Origin of the sequence: Peribacillus sp. FSL H8-0477 (assembly GCF_038002765.1) — a bacterium.
Lineage (GTDB): Bacteria > Bacillota > Bacilli > Bacillales > DSM-1321 > Peribacillus.
Window position 1 is genome coordinate 123,907 of record NZ_JBBODE010000002.1, and the last position, 26,786, is coordinate 150,692.

Sequence of the window (26,786 nt, forward strand, 5' to 3'; positions counted from 1 at the left end):
TAGATTTACTTTATATAATTGTTTTTGCCCGTTTTCTCCACTTTTCAAACGTCGATCAGTAAAACAATAAAAAAGAAAATATACCTAAATTTGACAGTAAGGTTTTACCATATTATAGTTTACTATGTTAATAGTTAACGACGTGAACTAAATGAAGGGCGTGAACAGGTTTGAACAAAGATCAAGTTACTGAGTTAATTCATCGCTATACAAAGGTGTCTTTTATTGTAAATAGGATGGCTGAGTCGCTGATTAAGGATCAATTATCAGACGCTTTGACAAATGGCCAATTCTATATGCTGAGGTACATACAGGAGCAGGGAACGTGTACATCTTCCAATCTTGCTGAAGCTTTTTTTGTTAATAAAAGTGCCATTACGGCAATTATTTCTCGTCTTAAGGATAAAGGGTTAATAAACCGGGTCCGAAATGAGGATGATCGAAGGGTGGTCTATCTGACTCTTTCGGAGAAGGGGCAGAAATTATTTACGGAAACAGAAACGAGGATTCATCTGCTGTTAGAAAACTTTATAACCGAATTTAATGAAGATGAGATATCAGCCTTTATCACCACTTACGAAAAACTTTCAGAGATACTGGTGGATCTAAAACAAAATCAACAGGAGGAATTAGAATGAGGGGAATCGTAAAAGGAAAATGGGTCATTTTACTTGCTTGGATTGTCATTGTCGCTGGATTACTGCTTACGGCCCCAGGGATGGCTGATTTAGTCCGTGAAAAGGGGAATCTTGATGTTCCCGAGGGCTATTCCTCTTCTCTAGCTGCTGATTTGCTGAATGACATTCAGAAAGAAGGGGACTCTTCAGCAGCGCTTGTCTTCACAAGCGAAAAGAAATTATCTGATACTGATATGTTGGAAATTGAGCAGGGGATACAAGCGCTTGAAAAGGATCAAACCAAGTTAGGAATTGCAGGAATTACAACTCACTTTAATGAGCCTGCCTTAAAAGATCAGCTGGTTTCAAAAGACGGAAAAACCGTGTTGGTTTCCCTGACTATGAATATGAAAGATCGTGAACCAAAGCAAGTGTTAGCAGCTCTATACGACAGGATTGAAGATAATAAAGTGGAACATTACTATACAGGCGACTGGATCATTTCTGAAGACTTGAACACAAACTCGCAGGAGGGGTTAAAGAAAACAGAGGGAATAACGGTTGTATTTATTCTTGTCGTGCTCCTGTTGGTATTCCGCTCAGTGGTTACGCCTATTATTCCGCTGATTACCGTGGGCTTCAGCTACTTAGCTTCTCAGTCAGTGGTAGCGTTCTTAGTCGATCGTTTTGATTTTCCCATATCCTCTTATACGCAAATCTTCTTAGTTGCTGTGTTATTTGGAATTGGGACGGATTATTGTATCTTACTTTTAAGCCGTTATAAGGAAGAACTATCAAAGCAAGAATCCATTTTAGAAGCCATTGTAGAAACCTATCGTACTGGCGGAAAAACCGTATTCTATAGCGGCCTAGCTGTTATGATCGGGTTTGCAGCGATTGGTTTTTCCACATTTAAATTGTATCAATCGGCAGCAGCCGTAGCAATCGGTGTTGCATTCCTCTTATTAGCGCTTTATACAGTGGTCCCGTTCTTTATGGCTGTGTTCGGTATGAAGCTGTTTTGGCCGTCTAAAGGAAAGCTCGAACATAAGGAAAGTCGTTTCTGGGGATTTCTCGGTACCTTTGCGCTCAATCGACCAGTCATTGCCTTAACGTTTGTCGCAGTCATCTGCGTTCCTTTTTTGTTGACTTATGATGGAGAGGTTTCTTATAACTCTCTAGAGGAGGCAGGCGATGATGTCCCGTCCATTATGGCTTTCAATATCATTGCAGAAAGTTTCGGGCCTGGTCAATCGATGCCCACTCAAATTGTCATTGATAATGATGAGAAAATGAATTCTGAAGAATATATTGGCTTGGCTGAAAAAATCAGTGAGTCATTGAGTAAAGTGGATGGTGTAGATACTGTACGTTCAGTAACCAGACCTACAGGTGAGCCAATCAAGGAATTATTTGTTCCTAATCAAGCGGCAACGCTAGGGGAGGGAATCGGCAAAGGAAATGAAGGAATTGAAGAAATCAGCAATGGTCTTAAGACAGCAGGAAGTGAACTATCGAAATCGAGTCCGCAGCTTAAGCAAGCAACGGGTGGTATTGACAGCCTGATAAAGGGCACTGATGAGTTGAAAGGCGGCGTCGGTCAGGTTCAAACAGGTTTAGGGAAAATCGAGCAGGGAATACGTGACGGCTCAATGGGCTCTAGAGAAATTAATAAAGGTCTTAAGGAAATAAATACGAATCTCCGTGAGTTGGCTGCAGGAACAACTCAATTAGCAAAGGGGTACCGTGAAGCAGCTTCAGGCTTAGGAACGATTAGAAAAGAATACGATGGGATTCAGAGTAATCTAACCACGATGGCTAAGTCACTCAGCAGGTTAGATTCAGCTTTTAAGGGCCTCGAAAACAGTAATCCGAATCTGTTAACTGATGGTAACTACCAAACGATTAAACAAACTGTTCAAGGGGTTGAATCCGGATTGGTTCCAGTAGCAGCTGGAATGAAGGAGTTGAATAAAAACCTGGCTGTTATACAAGGAGGGCTTGGTACAGCCAATAAACACTTAGCAGCTATTGCAAGCGGTCAACCGAAATTGGCTGATGGGATTGAAAAGTTGATTACCGGCGTTAGTGAATTGCAAACAGGTTTAAATGCAGCAGCTAATGGTCAAAATCAGATTATCGGTAACCTATCTTCGTTCGAAGGAGGGCTCGATAGCATTAATAATGGACAGCAGAAGCTTTTATCTGGTTTTTCCGGTCTTGATGGTCAAATGAATGAACTATCAAATGGATTGACGAAAAGCTCTAAAGGGCTTGATCAAGTGCATGATGGTTTGAATTCAACCGAAAGCTACTTATCTGGTCTTGCAGCGGTTGAAGATAGTATAGCAGGGGTTCATATTCCAAAAGAACTTTTAGAAAGTGATGATTTTGCACAGGTTTTGGACACCTATCTGCCTGGAGATCATAAAATCATGACGCTCGATGTGATTTTTAAGAACAATCCGTATTCAAATGATGCGATTAATAAAATTGATGAACTCGAAGCCGCGATTAAACAAGCAACATTGGATACTAAGCTTGAACATGCCGAAGTAGCAATTGGCGGGACAACGAGTACGTACCATGACCTAGGGAATCTATCGGACGCTGATTTTTCACGTACAGTCCTTTTAATGCTGTCAGGTATTGCCATTATTTTGTTTCTGATGCTGCGCTCATTGGTCATGCCGATTTACTTGATTTTATCATTAATTTTGACATACTATACAGCGGCCTCTATCACAGAATTAATATATGTTGATCTACTCGGTTATGATGGAATCGGCTGGGCAGTACCATTTTTTGCTTTCGTCATTCTTATCGCGTTAGGAATTGATTACAGCATCTTCCTAATGGATCGCTTTAATGAATTTAAAGAACAGCCAGTAAGAGAAGCCATGCTGCTCGCTATGCGGAAGATGGGAACGGTCATTATCTCAGCAGCCATTATCCTTGGCGGAACGTTCGCTGCTATGATGCCTGCAGGCGTGCTATCATTACTGCAGATTGCGACCTTAATTCTGATTGGTCTCGTTTTATATGCACTTCTTATTCTGCCTCTCTTTATCCCTGTGATGGCTAACTTATTTGGCAGAGCCAACTGGTGGCCGTTTGTGAATCATAAACGGTAGAGAAATAATGAATTCAGGCTGTCGAAACTCGACAGCCTTTTTCGTTTATAGATAGACTCTTGAATGAATAATAGGGTGTCTTTAGTCATGTTTGTGAAAAAGGATTCAAAAGAGGTGAATAGGGATTTCTCCTTATTAATTAACAGGGAAAAAGACAAAGTAAACATAGGAGTGCGCGTGGATGATCATGAATAATACCTGATTCACAATTAGTCAAAAAAGTGAGCTGTATGTGTGGTTAAAGGGGGTTATAAATAGAATCTATAAGGATCGGTTCCCTCATAGATGAATGAATTATGGGCTTTAATGCTAAGGATGAATAAACCTGAGGTAAGGAATAGGTCTTTCTTAGCAAATCATGGAATACCCATTGACCGTTAAGGTAGAAATGTATATCATTACCTGTAGAATTTGATTGATAATGATTCTCATTATTGATAAGACAGGTGGAAATTCCCAAGATTAGATTAAATGGAGTGAGCCTTTAATAGATTGAATACGATTCAAACTAGTGTTTCTGATGAAGAAAGGGAGAGGTAAGTATGTACGAACAGGAGTTTAAGGGAAAAGTTGCGCTGGTCACAGGAGGAGCGCAAGGCATTGGAGGTACAGTGGTTCAAACCTTAGCGAAACTTGGTGTTGTTGTAGCGGCGGTTGATTTTCAAGCTGAAAAGTTACAGAAGCATGTAGATGCTTTGAAGTCTGAAGGGTTAGACGTTTATGCGTTTCCAGCAGATGTAAGTGATAGCTCGGCTATTGATAGAATGGTTGATACTGTTGAGCGGGAGATCGGTCCAATAGAATTATTGGTAAATGTAGCCGGTGTACTTACCCCAGGATTAATAGAGTCATGCAGCGATCTTAATTGGGAAAGGACGTTTGCTGTCAATTCTACCGGCGTTTTCAATGTTTGTCGTTCCGTCAGTAAACATATGGTTTCGAGGAAAAATGGATCCATTGTGACAGTAGGTTCCAACGCGGCAAGTGTTCCAAGAATTTCTTTAGCTGCTTATGCGGCATCTAAGGCAGCTGCGACTATGTTTACTAAGTGCTTAGGTTTAGAGTTAGCGCAATATAATATTCGCTGTAACATCGTTGCCCCTGGTTCGACGGATACAGAAATGCAATGGTCTTTATGGGATGGCAATGATGGAGCGAGAACGGTAATAGATGGTATTCCTGAAGTTTTCAAGGTGGGAATTCCGCTGAAAAAAATCGCTGAACCTTCTAATATAGTAGATGCGATTCTTTTCTTCCTATCGGATCAATCAAATCATATTACCATGAGCAATCTCTGTGTGGATGGGGGAGCAACCCTAGGCGCTTAAGCTATCCTTGGTTTTACATAACTGAATATTCAATAAAAAAAGGGAGATGTTGATTAGATGAAACAGGAACCTAGCTCTGTCGTTTTGGAAAAACCAATGTTGAATGATTACCAAGTTGGTGACTTCTTTCTATCAAGTCCGAACCAAACCATATTAGGAAAAGGTTCCATGACCACTGTTCCAATAAATGAGGAACAGGATAATCAAATGGAAGGACTCATTGATCGAGTTGCCGCGGCATTGCTTTATGCAAAAGAGCAAGGACATAGTAATCCAATCGTCACAGGGGCAATACCCTTTGATTATAAAAAGCCAGCTCATCTGCATGTACCGCAGACGGTACAAATGTCTGCCAGTTTACAAGAATATGAGGTTGGCAAGACAGTAGAAACAGATAGTCCTCCTGTATACGAAATACAATTCGTTCCCGATCCTGCTCAATATATAGAAGGTGTGGAGAAAGGGCTGGCTCAGATAGCCAGTGGTCATCTAGACAAAATTGTACTGGCTAGGTCTCTGCATCTTACTTCATCTGCAAATGTAGAGATTCATCAGCTTCTTCAAAATCTAGCTGCTCAAAACACAAAAGGGTATACATTCGCTGTTGATTTAAACAAAAAAGGAAAATTCATTCGTGACCATTCATTAATTGGAGCTAGTCCAGAATTACTTGTTTCAAGGACTGGATTACGTGTTGTCGCGAATCCCTTGGCAGGCTCTAGGCCGCGAAGTGACGATCCAGTAGAAGATCAAAGACGGTCGAAGGAACTGCTTTCGTCTTCAAAAGATTTACATGAACATGCTGTCGTAGTAAATGCAGTTGCGGAAGCACTTCGACCGTTCATGAAACACATAGAAGTACCTGACAGTCCATCATTAATAAGTACAGAGACGATGTGGCATCTTTCAACAAAAGTGAAGGGGGAACTTGCCCATTCGGAGACTTCTGCTTTAGAACTTGCGATTGCCCTTCATCCGACACCGGCCGTATGCGGTTCACCGGCGGAACGAGCAAGGGAATCCATTTTGGACATCGAATCCTTCGACCGTGGTTTCTTTACGGGAATGGTTGGATGGTGTAATGCCCTAGGAGATGGTGAATGGATCGTTACGATTCGATGTGCAGAGGTTGAAGAAAACGAACTTCGTTTGTTTGCAGGGGCAGGAGTAGTCGGGGAATCAAAACCGGAAGAAGAACTGGCTGAAACGACGGCTAAACTTCAAACCATGCTTCGCGCAATGGGAATTACAAAGCTATCAAAGTAATGTGGAGGAGATTTTAATGTTGAACGGTTTCACTTCATGGCCTAAGAACATGGCTGATTTATATAGAAAAGAAGGCTGTTGGAAAGGTGAAACTTTCGGCAGTATGCTGCGTGAACGTGCAGAAATGTATGGAAGTCGAATCGCTCTTACTGGCGGGGATAGAGTCCTGACTTATGCTGAATTGGATATCCAAGTGGATCGGTTAGCGGCAGGTTTTCAACAGCTTGGAATTAAGAAGATGGATCGGGTGGTGATCCAGCTTCCTAATATTGTGGAATTTTTTGAGGTCTGTTTCGCATTATTTAGGATTGGGGCTCTACCTGTTTACGCGCTTCCGTCACATCGTAGTAACGAAATCGATTACTTTTGCGAGTTCACTGAGGCGGTCGCCTATATTATTCCGGATAAGCACAACGGATTTGATTACAGAACACTAGCCAGAGGGGCGCAAGGGAAAAGTGATACCTTATTGAATGTGATTGTGGCAGGAGAACCTGAGGAGTTCATCTGTTTAGAACGTTTATATGGAGAACCTGCCGATTTAATGGAAACGAATGTTCAACCGAGTGATGTTGCGTTCCTTCAATTATCCGGAGGAAGTACCGGGTTATCCAAATTAATTCCAAGAACGCATGATGATTACATATACAGTTTACGGTTAAGTGCCGATATTTGCGGAATCAATCAAGATAGTATCTATCTTGCGGCCCTTCCTATTGCTCATAACTTTCCAATGAGCTCACCTGGTACGCTGGGTACGCTGTATGGAGGTGGACAGGTTGTTCTTTCACCTGGTCCAAGCCCCGATGAAGCGTTCCCTCTCATTGAAAAATATGGCGCGACGATAACAGCACTTGTTCCTCCACTGGCTTTGAGATGGCTTGATGCCGTTTCAACACGCAATTACGATTTATCCAGCCTTCAGGTCCTTCAAGTTGGAGGAGCAAAGTTTAGTGCTGAAGCGGCGCGTCGTGTAGGTCCAGTATTTCAGTGTGTCTTACAACAAGTATTTGGGATGGCGGAAGGCCTAGTGAACTATACAAGACTTGATGATCCAGAAGAGATTGTCGTGAACACTCAAGGAAGACCCATGTCTGAACTAGATGAAATTCGAGTGGTTGACGAAGAGGATAGGGAAGTAGCACCTGGTGAAGTAGGGACTTTATTAACAAGGGGACCCTATACGATTTGCGGGTATTATAATGCACCGGCCCATAACGAGAAGGCCTTTACTAAAGATGGTTTTTACCGGACAGGTGATTTGGTTAGTTTGAATTCTTCAGGGTACCTGACTGTGGAAGGACGAGATAAGGATCAAATCAATCGAGGCGGCGAAAAAATTGCAGCAGAAGAAGTGGAAAACCACCTGCTGGCCCATACATCTGTTCATGACGCAGCCATTGTTTCCATGCCTGATGACTATCTTGGGGAGCGGTCTTGTGCCTTCGTGATTCCCCGAGGGGAAACGCCTAAAGCTCGAGAACTTAAACAATTCTTAAAAGATAGGGGTTTGGCTGCCTATAAAATTCCCGACCGTGTGGAATTTATGGAGGCCTTTCCTAAAACACCATTAGGCAAAGTGAGTAAGAAAGCATTACGACAACTAATTTCTGATAAGTTACGTGCAAGCCGTACGGTCATTCATAAATAAAAAAATAATGAGGATAAAGGAGTGATTTGATGGCTATTCCTGCTATCACACCATATACAATGCCTGTTGAATCTGATTTACCAAAAAATAAAGCAGCATGGAAAGCGGAACCGAAACGTTCAGTTCTTCTCATTCATGACATGCAGCAATATTTTATCGATTTTTATGAAAAAGGCGATTCACCCATACCAGAATTACTTAAGAATATAACAACCATTAAGAATCGTTGTATGGAATTAGGAATCCCGGTTGTTTATACGGCTCAGCCTGGAGAACAAGATCCTAAGGACCGTGCACTTTTAACTGATTTCTGGGGGCCGGGACTCGATAATAATCCAAACCAAACAAATATTGTGAGCGAGGTTGCTCCAACGGACGATGACATCGTGTTAACTAAATGGAGATACAGCGCATTTAAAAGAACTAATCTTCTTGAATTAATGAAAGAACAGGGTCGTGATCAACTTATTATTTGCGGAGTATATGCTCATATCGGCTGCCTCTTAACCGCAAGTGAAGCGTTTATGCAGGATATAGAATCCTTTTTAGTAGCAGATGCTGTAGCAGATTTTTCTTTGGAAGAGCATAAAATGGCCATAAAATATGCAGCAGAACGATGCGCGTTTACCACTTCAACCAGTCAATTACTTGACCAGCTAGAAGCTCCTGAACAGGAAGGAACCAATCGGACGTTGGAGGAAGTAAGAACGCTTATTTTTGAACTTCTTGGCGAAGATCCTTCTGAAGGTCTCGATGATCATGAGGATTTAATTGACAGAGGGATGGACTCTATTCGCATGATGAGCCTTGTGGAAATGTTGAGAGAAAAAGGGGCAGACATAAATTTCATGCAGTTGGCTGAAAAACCAACGATTGCTGCTTGGGGGAATCTGTTGACCTCTAAAAAAGTTTTAGCTTGAACCGAGGCAGAAAGGGGATAGATGAAGTGAGTAATATGGAGAACCAACAGCGCTGGGCATTGTCCGGCGCACAGTCCGGCATATGGTTTGCCCAGCAGCTAGAACCGAATAATCCGATTTATAATACCGGTGAGTACATAGAGATTAAAGGGAACATTGATCTAAATAAGTTTGAAGAAGCACTGACTAGGGCTGTAAAGGAAGCAGAAAGTTTACATCTCCAATTTGGGGAAGACCAAAATGGGCCCTATCAGGTAATGGGATTCGCTGATGAAGTACCTTTTCATTTCTTGAATGTAAGTGATCAAATTAATCCTGCAGAGAAGGCCTTGCAATGGATGAAAGAAGATCTGCTTCGGCCCATTAACTTGAAAACGGATAGGCTCTTCTCTCAAGCCTTATTTAGGGTCACAGCAGACCGGTATTTCTGGTATCAGCGGATTCATCATATTGTTATGGATGCCTTCGGTTTTTCCTTGCTATCGCAGCGAGTGGCGAAACTATATACGGCACTTGTTCAAGGTCGAACCTGTGAAGAAACAGCCTTTAGCCCCTTTGTTAAGCTTTTGGAAGAAGATTTAGGGTATCGCGCATCAGAAAAATTTGAACATGATCGGCAGTTTTGGCTGGAGCGCTTTGTCGATCAACCGGAAGTTATGAGTCTTGCTGAACGGGCACCTAGGACATCTACTGGTTTTCTTAGTCAAACGGGTTATTTGTCATCAGCCGCTGCACAATCGTTTAAAAAAAATGCTCATAAATATGGGGGAACATGGCATGAATTGGCCATGGCCGTCACAGCTGTTTATATCCATCGTCTGACGGGGACGGAAGATGTCATCTTATCTCTGCCGATGATGGGGCGCTTAGGATCTGCTTCAATTAATATTCCAAGTATGGTCATGAACTTACTCCCGCTCCGTTTAGCGGTACAACCGGAGATGACGTTGAGGGATTTAGTCAAGCAAGTATCAAAAGAAGTACGTACGATCCGCCGCCATCAAAATTATAGACATGAAGAACTTCGCCGTGACCTCAAGCTTCTTGGTGATAATCAACGATTATTCGGTCCGCAAATTAATGTCATGCCTTTTGACTATGGGTTGGATTTTGCCGGTAATCAAGCGATAACACATAAGTTGGCTACAGGACCCGTCGATGACCTCTCAATCAATATTTATGACAAGTCTGATGGTAATGGACTCAGAATCGATTTGGATGCGAATCCTGAAGTGTATGGGTTGGGGGAGTTAGCCACCCATCACAGCCGTTTCTTAAGCTTACTTGAAAAAGTGGCCAATCTTGAGGGGGGCCATTTAATAGGGGAACTTGAAGTGCTGTTACCGGAAGAACGCGTGAAGGTTATGCATCAATGGAATCAAACAGACCAAGAAATTCCTCTTGCTAGTCTGCCAGAATTATTTGAAAATCAAGCAGCAAAAACCCCGTACCTGACAGCTCTAGCAGATGAAAAGACCGTTCTTAGTTATGCTGAATTGAATGAGCGAGCGAATCAACTTGCACATCTATTAGTAAAAAAAGAACTAGGACCCGAAAAATTCGCAGCGATTGCCTTACCACGCTCTGTGAACATGGTTGTGGTCATGTTGGGTGTATTAAAAACAGGGGCCGCATACTTACCAATTGACCCAGATTACCCAATCGACCGTATCGATTACATATTGAACGACGCGAAGCCAATTTGCCTCATAACAAACAAAGAGCTTGCTTCAAAGTTACCAATTGACGGGGCAACTGAGCTCGTTATATTGGATGAGTTAGAACTGCATCAATATCCTACTGAGAATGTGGATGACACGAAACGGATTGGCAAGCTATCACCGCTTAATCCGGCATATATGATTTATACATCTGGTTCCACGGGGAAACCAAAAGGCGTCGTGATTCAATCGGAAAGCTTGATTAACTTCCTTTCTTCTATGCAAAGTCAATTTTCTTTGCATCAAGAAGACAGGCTTTTAGCGGTTACGACTATTGCTTTTGATATATCTGGTTTAGAAATTTACCTGCCGCTTCTTCATGGAGCCGGCTGCATCGTTGCTTCTAAGGAGACGATTCAAGAGCCTAAGGCTTTAGCAGAAATGATGACACAGCATGATATTACGATTATGCAAGCGACACCGACGCTTTGGCAAGCAATGGTAGCCAATTACCCAGAGGTGATCAAGAATCTCAGGGTGCTTGTTGGCGGGGAGGCGCTTTCCATTAGCTTAGCCACAGCCTTACAGGAGATAGGCTGCGAAGTAACCAATCTATATGGCCCTACTGAAACAACGATATGGTCAACGTCAAATTCACTGAATTCTAACCAGGCAGGTATGCCTTCTATTGGATCACCTTTATGGAATACACAGGTGTTTGTACTTGATGCCGGATTACAACCAGTTCCTCAAGGGATTGTCGGCGAATTATATATTGCTGGAATGGGTCTGGCCCGTGGATATTTAGGCCGACCTGATTTAACAGCTGAACGTTTTGTCGCCAACCCGTATGGCCCTAAAGGAAGTCGGATGTACCGTACAGGCGATTTGGTACGTTGGAGAGATGATGGAAGCCTGGATTATATTAGTCGGGCAGATCATCAAGTTAAAATACGCGGTTTCCGAATTGAACTTGGAGAAATAGAAGCAAGGCTCGCCCAGCATCCAGAAGTTGAACAGGCGTCAGTGATTGTTCGTGAAGATACTCCCGGGGAAAGACGGATAGCAGCCTACATTGTCTCTTCAAAGAATTCAACTGTGGATTCAGGGGAACTTCGCGAGTTTGCCGGCAGCAGTCTTCCAGATTATATGGTTCCATCCGCAATCGTTGTGATGCAGGAGTTACCGCTGACACCGAATGGGAAGCTTAATCGTAAAGAATTGCCAGTGCCTGACCTCTACTCTCTCATTACAGATCGAGTACCGAGAACGCCGCAAGAAGAAATTTTGAGTGAGTTATTTGCCGAGGTTCTTGGTCTTTCTAGGGTAGGGATAGACGATAGTTTCTTTAATTTAGGCGGTCATTCACTCCTAGCCTCAACGTTAATGGCTCGCATCCGCAGTACATTTGGAGTGGAATTAGGTATAGGAAAGATCTTTGAGGCACCGACTGTATCGAGCCTTGCCAAAACGCTCTCTCAGGGAAAAAGCGCACGATTACCTGTGAAAAAAACGAGTAAACCTGAAAAGATCCCTCTATCCTTTGCTCAAAGAAGATTGTGGTTCCTTCACAGTCTTGAAGGTCCTAGTCCGACCTATAATATTCCACTAGTAATCGAGTTAACCGGTGATTTAGATACGAAGGCTCTCGAGGCCGCGATTAATGACATTGTTGCTCACCATGAAACGCTTCGGACAATTTTTCCAGTAACCGAGGGAAATGCTTATCAAGACATTATTGACTCTTCAGAAGCACAAGTTGAATTGCTAATTACAAGAATTAAAGAATCGGAACTGGATGCGGAGATTACCAGCGCTACTCGGTATAGCTTTAATCTTGCAATGGAGCCATCCATTTATGCGCAGCTTTTCACGATGAAACGAGACAAGCATGTTCTAGTTTTACTGTTACATCATATTGTAGCTGATGGATGGTCCCTCACACCGCTTACGAGAGATTTAACAGCAGCATATAAAGCCCGAATCCGTGGGGAGGCGCCTAACTTGACTCCTCTTCCCGTTCAGTATGCAGATTATGCGCTTTGGCAGGAAGAGATGTTGTTGGCTCGTGACAACGGGGAAGTCAGTTTAGTCGCTGAACAGCTTGATTATTGGAGGAAGACGTTGGCAAACCTTCCTGAACAATTGGAATTGCCTATGGATTTCCCGCGTCCTATCGAACCAAGTTATAAGGGTGATACAAGGAGATTTACCATTTCTCCTGTCCTCCATGGCAAGTTGATCGAACTGGCTCGAGAAAATGGTGTCAGCTTATTTATGGTGTTACAGGCGGGACTTGCGGCCTTGTTTACTCGCCTTGGTGCGGGTACTGACATACCAATTGGAAGTCCGATTGCAGGGAGAAGTGACGATGCCTTGAGTGAGATTGTTGGGTTATTTATTAATACCCTAGTGCTGCGTACGGATACTTCCGGAAATCCTTCTTTCCGCGAGCTTTTTGAAAGGGTGCGAACAGTTGATTTAGCGGCTTATGACCATCAAGATATTCCATTTGAACGTTTGGTAGAAGAACTGAATCCCCCTCGTTTAAGGTCTAGGCATCCGTTATTTCAAATTATGCTTGCCCTGCAAAATACGCCTGAGCCAAAATTGGAACTTCCAAATGTTCAATCCAACTTAGAGTTAGTTAGTGTTGGAACGTCTAAATTCGATATGACGATTGAAATTCGTGAAACGTATGATGAAATAGGGAAACCGGATGGAATGAACGGGTTTGTTGAATATAGTACAGATTTATATAAATACGAATCAATGGATTTACTGGTTAATCGATACGTACGATTATTAGAAGCCGCTGTTACAGAACCTGATCAGCCAATTGGCCGGCTGAACATACTTGCATCAGAAGAACGTCAAAAAATTCTAGTTGAATCAAATCCACATGGTAAAGAGATCGAGCAGGAGACTTTGCCTGCATTGTTTGAGGAACAAGTAAGTAAGTATCCTGAAAAAATTGCTGCCGTATATGAAGAGGAATCAGTAACCTATGCAGAATTAAACAAAAGGGCGAACCAACTTGCCCATCTGTTGATGGATAAAGGAGTAGGAGCGGAGCAGTTTGTAGCATTGGCTACACCAAGATCATTGGATATGGTGGTTGGTTTACTTGCTGTACTAAAAGCAGGGGCGGCTTATTTGCCTCTAGATCCAGACTATCCAATCGACAGACTGACATTCATGATCCAAGATGCAAAGCCAAGCTGTGTCCTTACAAGTTCCAGTGTGGCAGCCAGCCTCCCAGGTATACATAGCCAACAAATTGTAATGGATGATCCAAGCACGCTAGTAGAATTGTCACGATATTCTTCAGAAAACCCACTGGACAGTGACCGGAAACAGCCAATATCACCTTTAAACACAGCCTATATTATTTATACATCAGGTTCAACGGGTGTACCAAAAGGGGTAGTCATTCCTCATCAGAATGTTACAAGGCTTTTTCGGTCGACAGAAGCATGGTACCAATTTAACGCTGATGATGTTTGGACGATGTTCCACTCATATGCTTTTGATTTTTCAGTGTGGGAGATATGGGGGGCTCTTCTTCAAGGTGGAAAGCTTGTCGTTGTTCCACATGCAATCAGCCGATCACCTGAAGAGTTTTTACAGCTCCTTGTGGATGAACGAGTCACTGTTCTTAACCAGACCCCATCTGCTTTTTATCAATTAATGCAGGCGGATCGGAACCATCCGGAACTTGGGCAGGATCTTGCGTTACGGTATGTGATTTATGGCGGGGAAGCACTTGAACTTAGTCGTTTGGAGGATTGGTATAGCCGTCATCTCGAAAATGCACCGCAGTTAATTAATATGTATGGCATTACGGAAACCACCGTTCATGTAAGCTATCTTGAGCTTAATCGAGACATTACCTCGGTGAAGGCGAACAGTCTCATAGGCAGTGCAATACCGGATCTTGGTGTGTATATACTGGATGAGAGTTTACAACCAGTGCCGGCAGGAGTGATTGGTGAGATGTATGTTTCTGGGGCTGGTTTAGCCCGAGGGTATCTTGGACGCCATGGTTTGACAGCAGAACGTTTTGTTGCTAATCCATTTGGCCAAGCTGGAAGCCGAATGTATCGGACTGGAGATTTAGCCAAATGGCGTGAGGATGGCTCATTAGATTATCTGGGCCGGGCCGACCACCAGATCAAGATTCGCGGCTTTCGGATTGAACTTGGAGAAATTGAGGCAATACTTGCCCAGTGTACTGAACTGGTACAAGTTGCAGTTATAGTACGCGAAGACAATCCAGGTGATAAGAGATTAGTTGCTTATGTAGTGCCAGCAGCTAATACGGACTTTGATTCAGCTGAATTACGACGGTACGTAGCAGCCAGCCTTCCAGATTACATGATTCCATCAGCATTTGTACAAATGGTAGATTTGCCTTTGACAGCGAATGGAAAACTTAATCGAAAGGCGTTGCCAATTCCAGAATTCGGTGCGGCCATAACAGGGCGTGGACCACGGACACCGCAAGAAGAAATCCTTTGTAATCTATTCATGGATGTTCTCGGTTTACCACAGGTGGGAATCGATGATGGATTCTTTGATTTGGGGGGACATTCCCTTCTCGCTGTCCAGTTGATGAGTAAAATACGTGAGGCGCTTGGCATTGAATTAGGTATCGGGAATTTATTCGAGGCACCAACAATTGCTGGTCTAGTAGAAAGGTTTGAAATGGGATCAAGTCAGAGTGCTTTGGCTGTTCTGCTGCCACTTCGTAAAAGTGGTCAAGAGCTTCCGCTATTTTGTTTACATCCAGCGGGAGGCTTGAGCTGGTGCTATGCGGGGTTAATGACAGCACTCGGACCGGACTATCCGATATATGGTCTGCAAGCTCGCGGTATTTCAGAGCGTGAGCGTTATCCGGAAACACTAGTAGAAATGGCAGAGGATTATATTAAACAGATCCGTAAAGTCCAGCCGCAAGGCCCTTATCGTTTATTGGGTTGGTCACTGGGTGGAAATGTCGTTCATGCCATGGCTGTGCAACTACAAAACGAGGGAGAAGAAGTCCAACTTGCCGCTATTCTAGATGCCTATCCTAGTCAGTTCTTGCCGACCCAAGACGCACCAGGTGATGAAGAAGCCTTAATTGCCCTGCTTGCTTTAGGCGGATTTGAACCTAATAAATTAGGAAGCGAACCTTTAGATGATGCTAGTGCCATAGAAATTTTGCGTCAGGATGGAAGCGCGTTGGCTAGTTTGGAAGAAGAAACGATTCTTAATTTGAAAGAGACCTATGTTAATTCTGTTCGCATCATGGGCGAATACGAACCGGGAGTATTCAATGGTGATGTCTTATTCTTTAAATCGACACTCGTGCCGGAATGGTTTCCTGACATTTCTACGGATTCATGGCATCCATATATAAAAGGAGTAATTGAACAGCATGATATCGTTTGCCGCCACAAGGATATGTGTCAACCTGAACCGCTTGCAGAAATCGGACAGGTTATTGCAACTAAGCTAGCAAAAATGAAAACTTACGCATTAATTAATGAAGGTGGAGATAACGGATGACCAACCCTTTTGAGAAGCAGGATGGTACGTATAAAGTTTTAATAAATGAAGAAGGCCAGCATTCCCTTTGGCCCGCCTTTTTACATATACCAGAAGGCTGGTCCACCATATATGGAGAAGAAAGCAAAAAAAACTGTTTGGACTATATCAATGCAAATTGGATCGATCTTCAACCTAAAAGTTTAAAGCTTGTTACGAACATCTATGGAAAAAAGTAAGTGGCATAGACAAAAATTAGTCGTTTGTATGGTTTGTGTGATTGCCATGTTTATGGTTTCTATGGATGCCACGATCGTCAATGGGAAGAGCAAATTCAAGGATAAATGTACAAAATAGAGTGGGTTCTGCCGCAGGTGTTGCTCTATTAGCCAGTGTTTTGGGAACAAGTGAAATGACAATGGGACGGGATCTAACGTAGTAACGGTAGTCATTCTTGTTTTAGGTCTATTCATTCACTAAGTTTGAAGAAAGAAGACTTCAAGAACATCCAAAGTTAATTCCAAGGTAGATTGAGTAAGTCATAGATAGAAAGTTTAGAATAGTGGGTTGCTGAATATTAATCAGCGGCCCCTATTTATTTGTTCCAATGAAAGGAGGGAATCTGGTGGTTGAAGTATATACCTGTAAATTACCTGCGAACAGAGAGACTACGGTGTTAGATAAATTGCTTTTTCATGTTTCAAAAGAAAGACAAAGTCGATTGAAAAGGTTTGTGAAGATTGATGACGCATACCGTTCACTGGTTGGCGATTTGCTCGTTCGTTTTGCGCTGACAGAACGATACGGTGCAATAGACGGGGAACTGAAAATTGAGACCAATGAATATGGAAAGCCATTCTTATGTGAGTACTCTGATTTTCACTATAACATCTCCCATTCGGGTGACTATGTGGTGTGTGCTGTTCATGTTGATGCCGTGGGCGTAGATATTGAATACATAGGACCATTTAATTTGCACCTGGCTAAGGAGCTGTTTACTGAAGAAGAGTATCAAGAAGTACAGGAAAATGAGAACAGCCTGGCTGCCTTTTATGATATATGGACCTTGAAAGAAAGTTATATTAAAGCCGTTGGGCAGGGTTTGTCCAAGTCGTTAAAGGAGTTTTCTATAAAAAAAGATAGAAGTAATGACTCTATTCGAATAAAGGATGTGCAGACAGGTAAAGAGATGATGGACTATGTTTGCAGACAGTATAAGGCAGACGATAACTACCGTCTCTCTGTTTGTGCTCATCATGCTAATGCTGCTCAGTTTAGAAGTCTGCCTATCTCTGTCACATTTCAAGAAATTTGTGAGAGATTGGGCATGGCTGTAACGAAACCCAATGTATATGGAGGAATAAAAATTGAGACAAATTAACATTGCGCAGGTTATTGAAGGGAGTAAATTTAACTCTTTTCACTTATCTGTTTTACTATGGTGTGTTTTCCTTATCCTGTTTGATGGCTATGATTTAACTGTTTTTGGAGCAGTTATTCCAACCTTAAGTAAAGAGTGGGGGACGTCACCAAGTATCTTAGGCTTGATCGGAAGCTTAACTTTAGTTGGCGGCTTAATCGGCTCACTTATTTGTGGAATAGCAGCAGATAAAATAGGGAGGAAGAAAGTCATTATTGGTTGTGTGGCTCTGTTTGGTGCGTTTACTTTATTGACGGGATTAGCACAAGGACCAGTAGATTTTGCTATCTACCGTTTTCTTGCAGGAATTGGATTGGGGGGAATTCCACCATTATTAGTTGTACTAACCTCTGAATATTCTCCTAAGGCAATAAAAAATATCATGGTAGGAATCATGTTCAGCGGTTATTCAATAGGCGGCATATTAGTCTCTCTTTTTGGAATGAAGGTCATTCCAACAGTAGGATGGAATTGGATGTTTTTCATTGGGGCTATTCCGTTAGCCGCCATTCCCTTTCTAATTAAATATTTACCGGAATCTCTCTATTATTATGTGGAAAAGGGAGAACATGAAAAGGCTAAAGAGATAGTGACTCGGTTAGATCCTTCCTATGTTCCTCATGATACAGATCGATTTATAAATGAGTTATCAACCTCAGGTGTTCCTGTCGTAAAACTCTTTGAAAATCAACGCGGCAGGTCCACGATCATGTTTTGGATTGCATGCTTTATGGGATTATTAATGGTATATGGTTTGGGTACATGGCTGCCTCAACTAATGGTTGAGGCAGGATATGAATTGAATTCAAGCTTGCTATTTTTATGCTGTTTAAATATAGGAGCCATCGTAGGTTCGGTGTGCGGCGGTTGGTTAGCCGATCGAATTGGATCAAAACGAGTATTAATTAGTTACTTTAGTATCGGGGCCGTCTGTCTGGTCTTACTTGGGTTTAAACCAGGTTCCCTTTTTCTTTATGTTCTAATCGCTGTAGCTGGGGCAGCGACGATTGGATCGCAAAATTTAAACAATGCGTACATCTCCATGTTCTACCCAACGCAGATGAAATCAACTGCATTGGGTTGGGCCTTGGGGGTAGGAAGGTTAGGAGCGATAATGGGACCGACAATCGGCGGGCTGTTAATACAGTTGAAGCTGCCTATCTATATAAATTTTCTTAGCTTTGCGATTCCTGCATTGATCGCAGCGGTATCGATTAGCTTTGTCCAAAATCAATATAATAGTACGATGAATCTCAAATTATGTCCTTCTCCAGAAGACTACCAAAAGAGCAGCTAATAAAGAACCCATTTTGAACATTGTTCAAAATGGGTTCTTTTCGTATTCACGACTATGAAAATGACAGGACCTTTGCTTCTTGAGAATCAACGATCAATTGTACCTCTGTACCATCAATCGTTTCTTTTTTTAGAAGTACCTCTACGAGTTCTTCGTATTGAGGACGGTTTAAATCAATTAAACTTTCCGTCTCCTGGATTGCTTGAGTGAAAAGGGCTTGCATCTTTTGTTCTTTCTCACTTTTATTAAATGTTAAGGTAAAGCCGTCTTGGAGCAGGCCCGTATCGACCATTTGTTCAAGGAGCTGCTTCGCCTGCTGAACGTCCCCGCCTACGCCGACACTATGTTCACCTAAATACATTCTTTCAGCAACGCCGCCTGCTACGATCATTTTAACTTGATCCAGCAATTCACTTGCCGTAGCTAAATGGAGTTCTTTTGGAATGGGTGCCACATACCCTAAGGCTTCGCCGCGAGGGATAATGGTTGCTTTTCGAACAGAACCAGGTTTAGTTAGAGCGGCAATCAAGGCATGTCCACTTTCGTGAATGGCCACTCTGCGTTTTGTATCAGGGTCATTCAAGCTTCTTGAGGTACTGCCAAGAACAGTCCGGTCAATCGCATAATCAATATCATCTTTCTCTATTAAATCCTGTCCATTACGTAACGCTCGTCTTGAGGCTGTTTCAAAAAGCGAATTCAGGTCAGCACCAGAAAAACCTGACGTACTTTCAGCTAGTTTATCAAGAGATGCGAGAACGTCTAGAGACAGCTGTTTCCCTTTGGCGTGTATCTCTATAATTTCTTTTCTGCCTGTTGTATCAGGAAGGGGGACCTGAAAAGAAAAGTCGATCCGTCCTGGGCGTAGAAAGGCTTCATCAAGCATATCCTTTCGGTTTGTAGCAGCTACAAATAGGATGCCTTCATTTGAATGGCCGCCGTCCAGCTGAACAAGCAATTCGGTAAGGGTCTTTTCCCCCTCTTCACCGCCATTTTGTTTTCTACGTCCAGCAAGTGCATCTACCTCGTCAATGAAAATGACGGCAGGAGTCTGCTTACGAGCATTTTGAAATAAATTTCGAACACGAGATGCACCGACGCCGACAAACATTTCGTTAAAGGCCGAACCGCTTGTTGAAAAGAAGTTTGCTCCTAATTCCTTTGCAATGGCTTGTGCTAACAAAGTTTTTCCGGTCCCTGGAGGGCCGTATAGTAAGATGCCCTGAGGAGGTTTGATCCCAATTTTTGCTGAACGTTCTGGCTCTTTTAGAGTAGTAAGGGTTTGAAGGATTTCTTGTTTAATTTCAGGCTGTAGTCCTCCTACATCAGCTAATGTGATAGACGGAAGGGGGCGGGCTGTCGATATGGCATTCTTAGATTTTCCTTTAATTCCGATACCGCCTTTAGATTTCTTTTGGATCGTTATAACGGCTGCAACAAGTAAACCGACCAAGCCGCCTAAAATCCATATACTATAGGTATTCGTTGAAGAATATACATAATCTATGTTATAAGTGGAAACTAATTTATTCACCATTTGGCTGTTTGGGGGGATATGTGAAACGTATGTGCCATCTGCGGTATTAATCACTAATTTACCGTTTGGCTTTTCTTTAATAGAGATAGTCTGGCCCTCTTGAGCATTAATTGTTTTCTCTACTGAGGAAAAAGGGAGGGGTGTCACTTGGCTTTTATCCATTACATACCAAGCAATACCTGCTAAAATCACAAATGACAAACTAACAATTGGAAGTATTTTCGACATAAACTTGACCTTCGAATTCAACTACTCATCTCCTTTTGGAATATACCTACAAGTATAAGAAATAAAGGTAGAATATAAATGGGTAAAAATACCTAAAAAATTAGGTAAATTATGTTATTTGTTAAATATAGGTTTAATTTTATGGATGGCAGGATTTGAGCATTTTGAATTTGCCGGCAGGGAATGATAAAATATAATCATAATAATACAAGGCTTTAAGATATGAAAAAATAACAAAATGAAGGCAGTTGAATACTAAATTGAGTAAATTCACCAGCGATTATATGATAACGATGAAAGATATTGTGAAGGAAGGCAGTCCTAGTCTTCGCCAAGTAACGGAAGAGGTTGAGCTTCCATTATCAAAAGAGGACAAAGACACGTTGAATTGTATGATGCAATTCTTAAAAAACAGCCAGGATCCTGTTATTTCTAAAAAGTATGGACTACGTGCAGGTGTGGGGCTTTCAGCTAATCAAATCGGGTTGAATAAGCGGATGTTTGTGGTTTACTTTACGGATGAAAAAGGAGTTTTGCATGAATACACAATGATTAATCCAAAGGTTATAAGTACGTCAACTTCAATGATTTATCTGCCGCAAAGCGAAGGATGCTTGTCAGTAGACCGTGAAATCGTAGGATTTGTACCAAGATATGAGCGGGTCAAGGTGAAGGCAATAGATATTGAGGGTAAGGAATTCACGATACGTTTTAAAAAATTCCCAGCAATTGTTTTCCAGCATGAGATGGATCACTTGAACGGTATCATGTTCTATGATCGAATTAACCAGGACAATCCGTTTAAGCTCCCCGAGAATGTTGATATAAACAGTTTATAATGTAAACAAACAGACACCCTGTATGACAGGGTGTCTGTTTGTTTAAAAAGTTTCAGATACACGGTAATGAATGTTCAAATCTTGAAAGATTGCTCTGCTCATTTCCATATATCCTTCAGATGTAAGATGTATGCCGTCATCTGATATTAATTGATTGAGATTACCTGCTTCCTTCAAGTACGTACGGACATCTATCAGTGTTACATTCATTTCCACTGCTAATTGTTTTAATCGGCGATTATACATCCCGTGCCAATGTTCTATCCCGCCAACGCTTGAAACCCAGTGGGCGATGGATGGACCAAATTGTGTGCAAATTGACCGATAATACCGGGCAGGATCGAGAGGTGGAAGTGTAAGTAAAAACGGAGTAATATGTTTATCCTGAAATTCAGAAATAATCGCAGTCAGGTTCTCTACATAACGTTCAATTGGAACGATTGGTTCATGTTCTCCGTCTGGCAGAGCAGCCACTTCATCCCATTTAAAATTACAATCATTACCCCCGACATTAATTAATACCGCATCAGGCTTTTCAGCTATAACATCTTTATCAATACGATTCATCAGAAGGTCTGAATTATCATTAAATACACCTTTATTAATTACTTCTATAGAGGGAAATGATTCAACAAGATTCGCTAATATATTTGGGTAGTTTTGCTTAATAATTCTCAGTCTGCCTTTTACAATGGATATACCTCTAGTTAGACTGTCACCAAAACAAATAATCTTCAATTGGTTTCTCTCCTATCCGTTCCTAACTCTCCTTCTAGTTTAGTAGCAATTCATAGATTCGACAATGGATATGACTTCCTAAATGTTGAGAATTGGTGAACTTTTTTTAAAAGCATGCTAAGTATTCCTGACGGAGATAACCCCGTGCAGAGGCTTCGTTTTTAAAGCTTCTATACCCGCGATTCGGCGAAAAAAAACAACCCTCTAATAAGAGGGCTGTTTAGGTTAATTAGTATGTTGTTCAATCTTAGGTTCTGCTTCAACACGGGCATTACCCATGAAGAAGACGGTGATGATTGCTATACCAATTGGAATTAAAGCGAGCAAGAACGTTAACGTTATGGAATCCGACAAAGCATTAACAATTTTATCGAGTATCTCAGGTGGAATTTGAGAGCGTGTATCGGATTGGAACAGCTGGCGCGGATCGTCGAAATTCATAGCTGCTCCCTGACCACCCATTCCTTTGAATGATTCCGCCATTTTATTAGCAAATGAATTCGTCTGAATAGCTCCAAAAATGGTGATTCCAAGCGTCATTCCGAAAGAACGCAGGAACGAGTTGGTCGAGTTAGCTGAGCCGCGATAACGCGGATCAAGTTTGTGGATGGAGGCAGTCGGTAACAGTGAAAAGGAGAAACCAACGCCAAATCCGACAATGATCATATAAATCGTCAGCAGTGTTCTGCTAGTATCAGGCGTTAATGTGCCAAGCAAGAGCATTCCTGCAAAGAATGAAAAGACCGATACGATCATAAGGGTGCGGAAGCTTGTTTTCGTTTGGAATATCCCTCCGCCGGCGCTGCCTAGAACGCTTCCAAGCATCATTGGCATTAAGATTAAGCCTGCATTTGTAGCAGAACCGCCATAAACAGCTTGAACAAAGATTGGAATATATACGGTCAGTATAATAAATGTTGCACCATAAATAATCGCAAGGATTTGTGAGGTAGCGAATAGTCGTTTTTTAAACATCCAAAACGATATGATTGGATCACTTGCTCTTCTTTCAAAATAGAAGAAAAGGATGAAAAACAGAGCAAAACTTGCAAACAGGGAGATAATTGGAGTAGAGCTCCAACCATATTGTCCGCCTAACTCCAGCGCAAACATTAAGCTGACAACCGCAATAACAAGGGTAGCCGCACCGCCCCAATCAATTTTTTGTTCTTTATGTGAAGAAGATTCTTTATAATAAGAAACAATAAAGAATAATGAAACAAGACCAATAGGTACATTCACATAAAAGATCCAATGCCAGCTTAGGGTTTCAGTAATAAAAGCACCCAATAAAGGGCCAAGAACGCTTGAAATACCAAAGACGGCACCCAGAAGAGCAGTCATTTTTCCGCGTTTATTAGCTGGGAAGATATCAAATACAATGGTAAACGCAATTGGCATCAATGCGCCGCCGCCGATACCTTGAATCGCCCGAAAAATACTGAGCTGCGTCATAGACTGAGCTAGTCCGCATAAGGAAGATCCGATTAAAAACATGACTAGACCAAAAACAAAGAAACGTTTCCTTCCGTACATATCAGATAGTTTTCCGAAAATGGGCATTCCAGCCATCGTTGCGACAAGGTAGGCAGATGTAACCCAGACAAATTTATCAAAATCACCTAAATCAGATACGATAGTACCCATAGCTGTAGAGACAATGGTATTGTCCATAGATGCCATGAAAATCCCCAGTAATAGACCGGCGACAATGAATGATTGCTTATTATTTTTTTCAGCTAGCAAAAGGCTCTCCTCCTTAGTTAGGCATTACTTGCTTTTGTGCTTAGTGAAATGTATACGTTAGAATGAGTAAAAAAATATATCTTGATCATCAAGATAAGTTCAAGTTTAGTTGGAGGGACAAGCTAATGTCAAGAGATAACAGCAGAAAAACGGACCAGATAGAGAGTTTGACACAACAACTGAGAAAGTACGGAATGAGATCTGTTCTGTTTCAACAAAATATGGCCTTAAAACTTGGAGTTTTTCCTACTGATCTTAAGACCGCAGATATCTTAAATGAAACCGGCCCCATCACAGCGGGTGAGCTTGCGAGAATTACCGGCTTAAGCACAGGTGCAGTAACCGCCCTAATCGATCGCCTGGAAAAGGCAGGCATTGTTACGCGTAAAAAGGACCCTAATGATGGGCGCAGAGTTGTTATTGCGCCTGTTTTAAAACGTCATCAAGAAATCTTGGAACATTATCAAACGCTGGCACAGGCTACGAAAGAACTGTGTGTGGATTATGACGAAAAAGAAATGGATTTAATTCTTACATTTACCCGTAATATCACGATGATCATGGAAGAAGAACTTGAAAAATTAACAGTAGAAAGGGATGGAGGCATATAGGAAAAAGTCTTAAAAAAATTTTAATTGAAAATGATTATCAATATCTGTTAGAATGATAAAGGAAATTAATGCGGGAATAAATGACAAGGGAGTTTTGGGGTATGAATACAATTAAATCCACTATGGCCGTTCTATTGTCTACGAGTTTATTATTTGGGTGTGGACAAAAAGAAGAAGCAACGCCTGCTGCAGATAAATCGGAGAAAACAGTGGGATCAACAAGCAATTTAGATAAAGTTTCAACTGAATATAGAGACTATGCCATTCTTGAGATTGAGGAGTTTGTAAAAGAAACAGAAGCATTTACAAATGCCGTTATCTCAGGAGATATTGAGAAGGCAAAGGAATTATATGCACCTGCAAGAATGCATTATGAACGGGCTGAGCCAATAGCTGAGGTATTCGGTGATCTTGATCCGAAAATTGATGCACGTGATGGTGATGTGGATGAAAAAGACTGGGGCGGTTATCACCGTATTGAGCAAGGCTTATGGGAAGAAAACACAACTAAAGGGTATGAAGGATATGCTGAACAGTTAATGAAAGACGTTAACTTGCTTCGTGCAAAGGTTGAAACGGTCGAAGTAACACCTGAATTATTAATAACGGGTGCAGTGGATCTTTTAAATGAAGTGTCAACCTCAAAAGTAACGGGGGAAGAAGATCGCTATTCTCATACAGATTTATATGATTTTGCTGCAAATGTTCAAGGAGCAGAAAAAATCTTTTCTATATTAACTCCAGCTCTTAAAGAAAAAGACGAAGCGTTAGTGACGGAGATTGATACTCAATTTGCTGCCGTTTACAATCTATTAAACGAACAGAAGCAAGGGGAAGATTATACCCTGTATGATAAATTGGATAAGCAAGAAATTAAAGAGTTAAGTCAGTCGATTGATGCTCTTGCTGAACCTCTTTCTCAGATCGGAATTGTAACGGAGGAATCTTAAGTGAGTGATTCATCTATATCTGAAAATGAATCAGCATCTCTTTTGTCAAAAAAAGTAACCAGACGGGATATGCTTAAAACAGCGGGAATCGGGGGAGTCGGCGTACTGATTGGCGCTGCCGGAATAGGAGGCGTGATGTCTCTTTCTACTGCAGCTGCGCCAGAAGGGAATAAGAAGAAAGATACAGTTCCTTTATACGGCGCGCATCAGGCAGGTATCGTAACTGCCATGCAGGATAACTTGTATTTCGCGTCTCTCGAGGTTACGACTACCGATAAAACGGAACTAATTAAGCTTTTTAAGGACTGGACAGTGGCAGCGGCGAACCTTATGGATGGAAAACCAGTGGGTGATTTATCATCTAATGGATTCTTACCCCCTAAGGATACTGGAGAAGCTGAGGGGCTGTCTCCAGCTAACTTAACAATAACATTTGGCGTAGGTCCCTCCCTTTTTGTTAAAGACGGCCAAGATCGATTCGGTCTACGTTCCAAACAGCCTAAGGAGCTCAAAGAATTACCGAAGTTTTCATTTGATGCATTAGATGAAACATGGTGCGGCGGCGACATCTGCATACAGGCTTGTGCTGATGATCCACAGGTTGCTTTTCACGCTGTAAGAAATTTAGTCCGGATTGCTAGAGGGAAATTAATCATTCACTGGGCACAGACTGGGTTCCAACGTACCAAACATGCTGGGAATATTAAAGAAACCCCCCGTAACTTATTCGGGTTTAAAGATGGAACGGTTAATCCAGATGGTAAAGAGGATTTGAAACAAGTGTGGGTTCAGCCGGGTGATGGTCCGAATTGGCTTGTGGGCGGAAGTTACATGGTGGTTCGACGTATTCAAATGTACATTGAGGTATGGGATCGAACAACATTAAAGGATCAGGAAGAAACCTTTGGCCGTAAGCGAATGAGTGGAGCGCCGCTCGGCAAGGAACAAGAATTTGATGAACCAGATTTAGAAGAAAAAGATGAGAATGGAAAGTTTGTTATTCCAGAGACAGCTCATATGCGGCTAGCCCGTGGTGATGGTACGCAGCAACTATTAAGGCGCTCATATTCGTATGCGGGTGGAATGGATCCAAAAACAGGGAGTATTGATGCAGGGTTATTATTTATAGCCTTTCAAAGAACCCCAAGCAAGCAATTCATTCCGATGCAGCAGAGACTGGCGGGTCTTGACAAATTAAATGAATATATCATCCACCGAGGCAGCGCTCTTTTTGCGTGTTTACCTGGAGTAAAAAAAGGCGGATATATCGGAGAGACACTTTTTAATTAAAGTGTCTTCTTTTAAAGGAGT

17 protein-coding genes are annotated in these 26,786 nt (G+C 42.0%); 14 read left to right on the forward strand and 3 right to left on the reverse strand.

What is annotated here, in order from left to right; translation table 11 throughout:
• The first annotated feature begins 170 nt into the window (after positions 1–170).
• The 10 genes from MHI18_RS12475 (at position 171) to MHI18_RS12520 (ending at position 18,826) form a co-directional block, all read left to right on the forward strand.
• Complete coding sequence (locus MHI18_RS12475) at positions 171–638, forward strand: MarR family winged helix-turn-helix transcriptional regulator (RefSeq protein WP_340847834.1); 468 nt, start codon at positions 171–173, stop codon at positions 636–638.
• Positions 635–3,751 (forward strand): MMPL family transporter, encoded by a 3,117-nt coding sequence (locus MHI18_RS12480; RefSeq protein ID WP_340847836.1) that lies wholly within the window; start codon positions 635–637, stop codon positions 3,749–3,751. Before MHI18_RS12475 ends, MHI18_RS12480 begins: the two co-directional genes overlap by 4 nt.
• A 542-nt stretch (positions 3,752–4,293) precedes the next feature.
• The gene (locus MHI18_RS12485) at positions 4,294–5,079 is read left to right on the forward strand and encodes a 2,3-dihydro-2,3-dihydroxybenzoate dehydrogenase (protein WP_340847838.1); all 786 of its coding nucleotides are present in this window, start codon (positions 4,294–4,296) and stop codon (positions 5,077–5,079) included.
• 57 nt (positions 5,080–5,136) lie between these two features.
• On the forward strand, positions 5,137–6,345 hold the full coding sequence (gene dhbC, locus MHI18_RS12490; protein ID WP_340847839.1) for an isochorismate synthase DhbC: 1,209 nt from the start codon (positions 5,137–5,139) through the stop codon (positions 6,343–6,345).
• Positions 6,346–6,361: 16 nt separating this feature from the next.
• Complete coding sequence (locus MHI18_RS12495) at positions 6,362–7,996, forward strand: (2,3-dihydroxybenzoyl)adenylate synthase (protein WP_340847840.1); 1,635 nt, start codon at positions 6,362–6,364, stop codon at positions 7,994–7,996.
• Positions 7,997–8,025: 29 nt separating this feature from the next.
• Entirely contained in the window at positions 8,026–8,916 is an 891-nt protein-coding gene (locus MHI18_RS12500; RefSeq protein WP_340847842.1) for an isochorismatase, read from the forward strand.
• A 35-nt stretch (positions 8,917–8,951) separates the two neighbouring features.
• Positions 8,952–16,130: an amino acid adenylation domain-containing protein gene (locus tag MHI18_RS12505; RefSeq protein WP_340850280.1), complete on the forward strand. Its 7,179-nt coding sequence runs from the start codon at positions 8,952–8,954 to the stop codon at positions 16,128–16,130.
• Positions 16,127–16,348 (forward strand): MbtH family protein, encoded by a 222-nt coding sequence (locus MHI18_RS12510; RefSeq protein WP_340847843.1) that lies wholly within the window; start codon positions 16,127–16,129, stop codon positions 16,346–16,348. The genes MHI18_RS12505 and MHI18_RS12510 overlap by 4 nt, the downstream gene beginning before the upstream one ends.
• A 386-nt stretch (positions 16,349–16,734) precedes the next feature.
• Positions 16,735–17,490 (forward strand): 4'-phosphopantetheinyl transferase family protein, encoded by a 756-nt coding sequence (locus MHI18_RS12515; protein WP_340847844.1) that lies wholly within the window; start codon positions 16,735–16,737, stop codon positions 17,488–17,490.
• Entirely contained in the window at positions 17,477–18,826 is a 1,350-nt protein-coding gene (locus MHI18_RS12520; protein ID WP_340847845.1) for an MFS transporter, read from the forward strand. The genes MHI18_RS12515 and MHI18_RS12520 overlap by 14 nt, the downstream gene beginning before the upstream one ends.
• Before the next feature lie 52 nt (positions 18,827–18,878).
• Here the strand turns inward: MHI18_RS12520 and MHI18_RS12525 are convergent, their stop codons facing one another.
• Positions 18,879–20,612, reverse strand: a complete 1,734-nt coding sequence (locus MHI18_RS12525; protein WP_340847846.1) for an AAA family ATPase — start codon at positions 20,610–20,612, stop codon at positions 18,879–18,881.
• A 239-nt stretch (positions 20,613–20,851) separates the two neighbouring features.
• On the opposite strand from MHI18_RS12525, the gene def reads away from it, so the two are divergent.
• Positions 20,852–21,430, forward strand: a complete 579-nt coding sequence (def, locus tag MHI18_RS12530) for a peptide deformylase (RefSeq protein WP_340847847.1) — start codon at positions 20,852–20,854, stop codon at positions 21,428–21,430.
• 42 nt (positions 21,431–21,472) lie between these two features.
• On the opposite strand, the gene MHI18_RS12535 is transcribed toward def, so the two are convergent.
• Complete coding sequence (locus MHI18_RS12535) at positions 21,473–22,168, reverse strand: SGNH/GDSL hydrolase family protein (protein WP_340847848.1); 696 nt, start codon at positions 22,166–22,168, stop codon at positions 21,473–21,475.
• A gap of 225 nt (positions 22,169–22,393) precedes the next feature.
• Positions 22,394–23,914, reverse strand: coding sequence for an MDR family MFS transporter (locus MHI18_RS12540; RefSeq protein WP_340847849.1), 1,521 nt, complete (start codon positions 23,912–23,914; stop codon positions 22,394–22,396).
• Positions 23,915–24,039: 125 nt separating this feature from the next.
• Here MHI18_RS12540 and MHI18_RS12545 point away from each other — a divergent pair, with 125 nt between their 5' ends.
• The 3 genes from MHI18_RS12545 to efeB all read left to right on the forward strand — a co-directional run bounded on the left by MHI18_RS12545 (position 24,040) and on the right by efeB (position 26,765).
• On the forward strand, positions 24,040–24,525 hold the full coding sequence (locus MHI18_RS12545; RefSeq protein WP_340847851.1) for a MarR family transcriptional regulator: 486 nt from the start codon (positions 24,040–24,042) through the stop codon (positions 24,523–24,525).
• A 101-nt stretch (positions 24,526–24,626) separates the two neighbouring features.
• Positions 24,627–25,475 carry an iron uptake system protein EfeO gene (gene efeO / locus MHI18_RS12550; protein WP_340847854.1) on the forward strand — a complete coding sequence of 283 codons (849 nt, stop codon included), beginning with the start codon at positions 24,627–24,629 and terminating at the stop codon, positions 25,473–25,475.
• Positions 25,476–26,765, forward strand: coding sequence for an iron uptake transporter deferrochelatase/peroxidase subunit (efeB, locus tag MHI18_RS12555; RefSeq protein ID WP_340847856.1), 1,290 nt, complete (start codon positions 25,476–25,478; stop codon positions 26,763–26,765).
• The last annotated feature ends 21 nt before the right edge of the window (positions 26,766–26,786 follow it).

Bases quoted from the DNA above. Each gene is read 5' to 3' on its own strand.
- MHI18_RS12480 (WP_340847836.1), top strand. From the start codon at position 635: ATGAGGGGAATCGTAAAAGGAAAATGGGTCATTTTACTTGCTTGGATT.
- MHI18_RS12485 (WP_340847838.1), top strand. From the start codon at position 4,294: ATGTACGAACAGGAGTTTAAGGGAAAAGTTGCGCTGGTCACAGGAGGA.
- dhbC (WP_340847839.1), top strand. From the start codon at position 5,137: ATGAAACAGGAACCTAGCTCTGTCGTTTTGGAAAAACCAATGTTGAAT.
- MHI18_RS12495 (WP_340847840.1), top strand. From the start codon at position 6,362: ATGTTGAACGGTTTCACTTCATGGCCTAAGAACATGGCTGATTTATAT.
- MHI18_RS12500 (WP_340847842.1), top strand. From the start codon at position 8,026: ATGGCTATTCCTGCTATCACACCATATACAATGCCTGTTGAATCTGAT.
- MHI18_RS12505 (WP_340850280.1), top strand. From the start codon at position 8,952: ATGGAGAACCAACAGCGCTGGGCATTGTCCGGCGCACAGTCCGGCATA.
- MHI18_RS12510 (WP_340847843.1), top strand. From the start codon at position 16,127: ATGACCAACCCTTTTGAGAAGCAGGATGGTACGTATAAAGTTTTAATA.
- MHI18_RS12545 (WP_340847851.1), top strand. From the start codon at position 24,040: ATGTCAAGAGATAACAGCAGAAAAACGGACCAGATAGAGAGTTTGACA.
- efeO (WP_340847854.1), top strand. From the start codon at position 24,627: ATGAATACAATTAAATCCACTATGGCCGTTCTATTGTCTACGAGTTTA.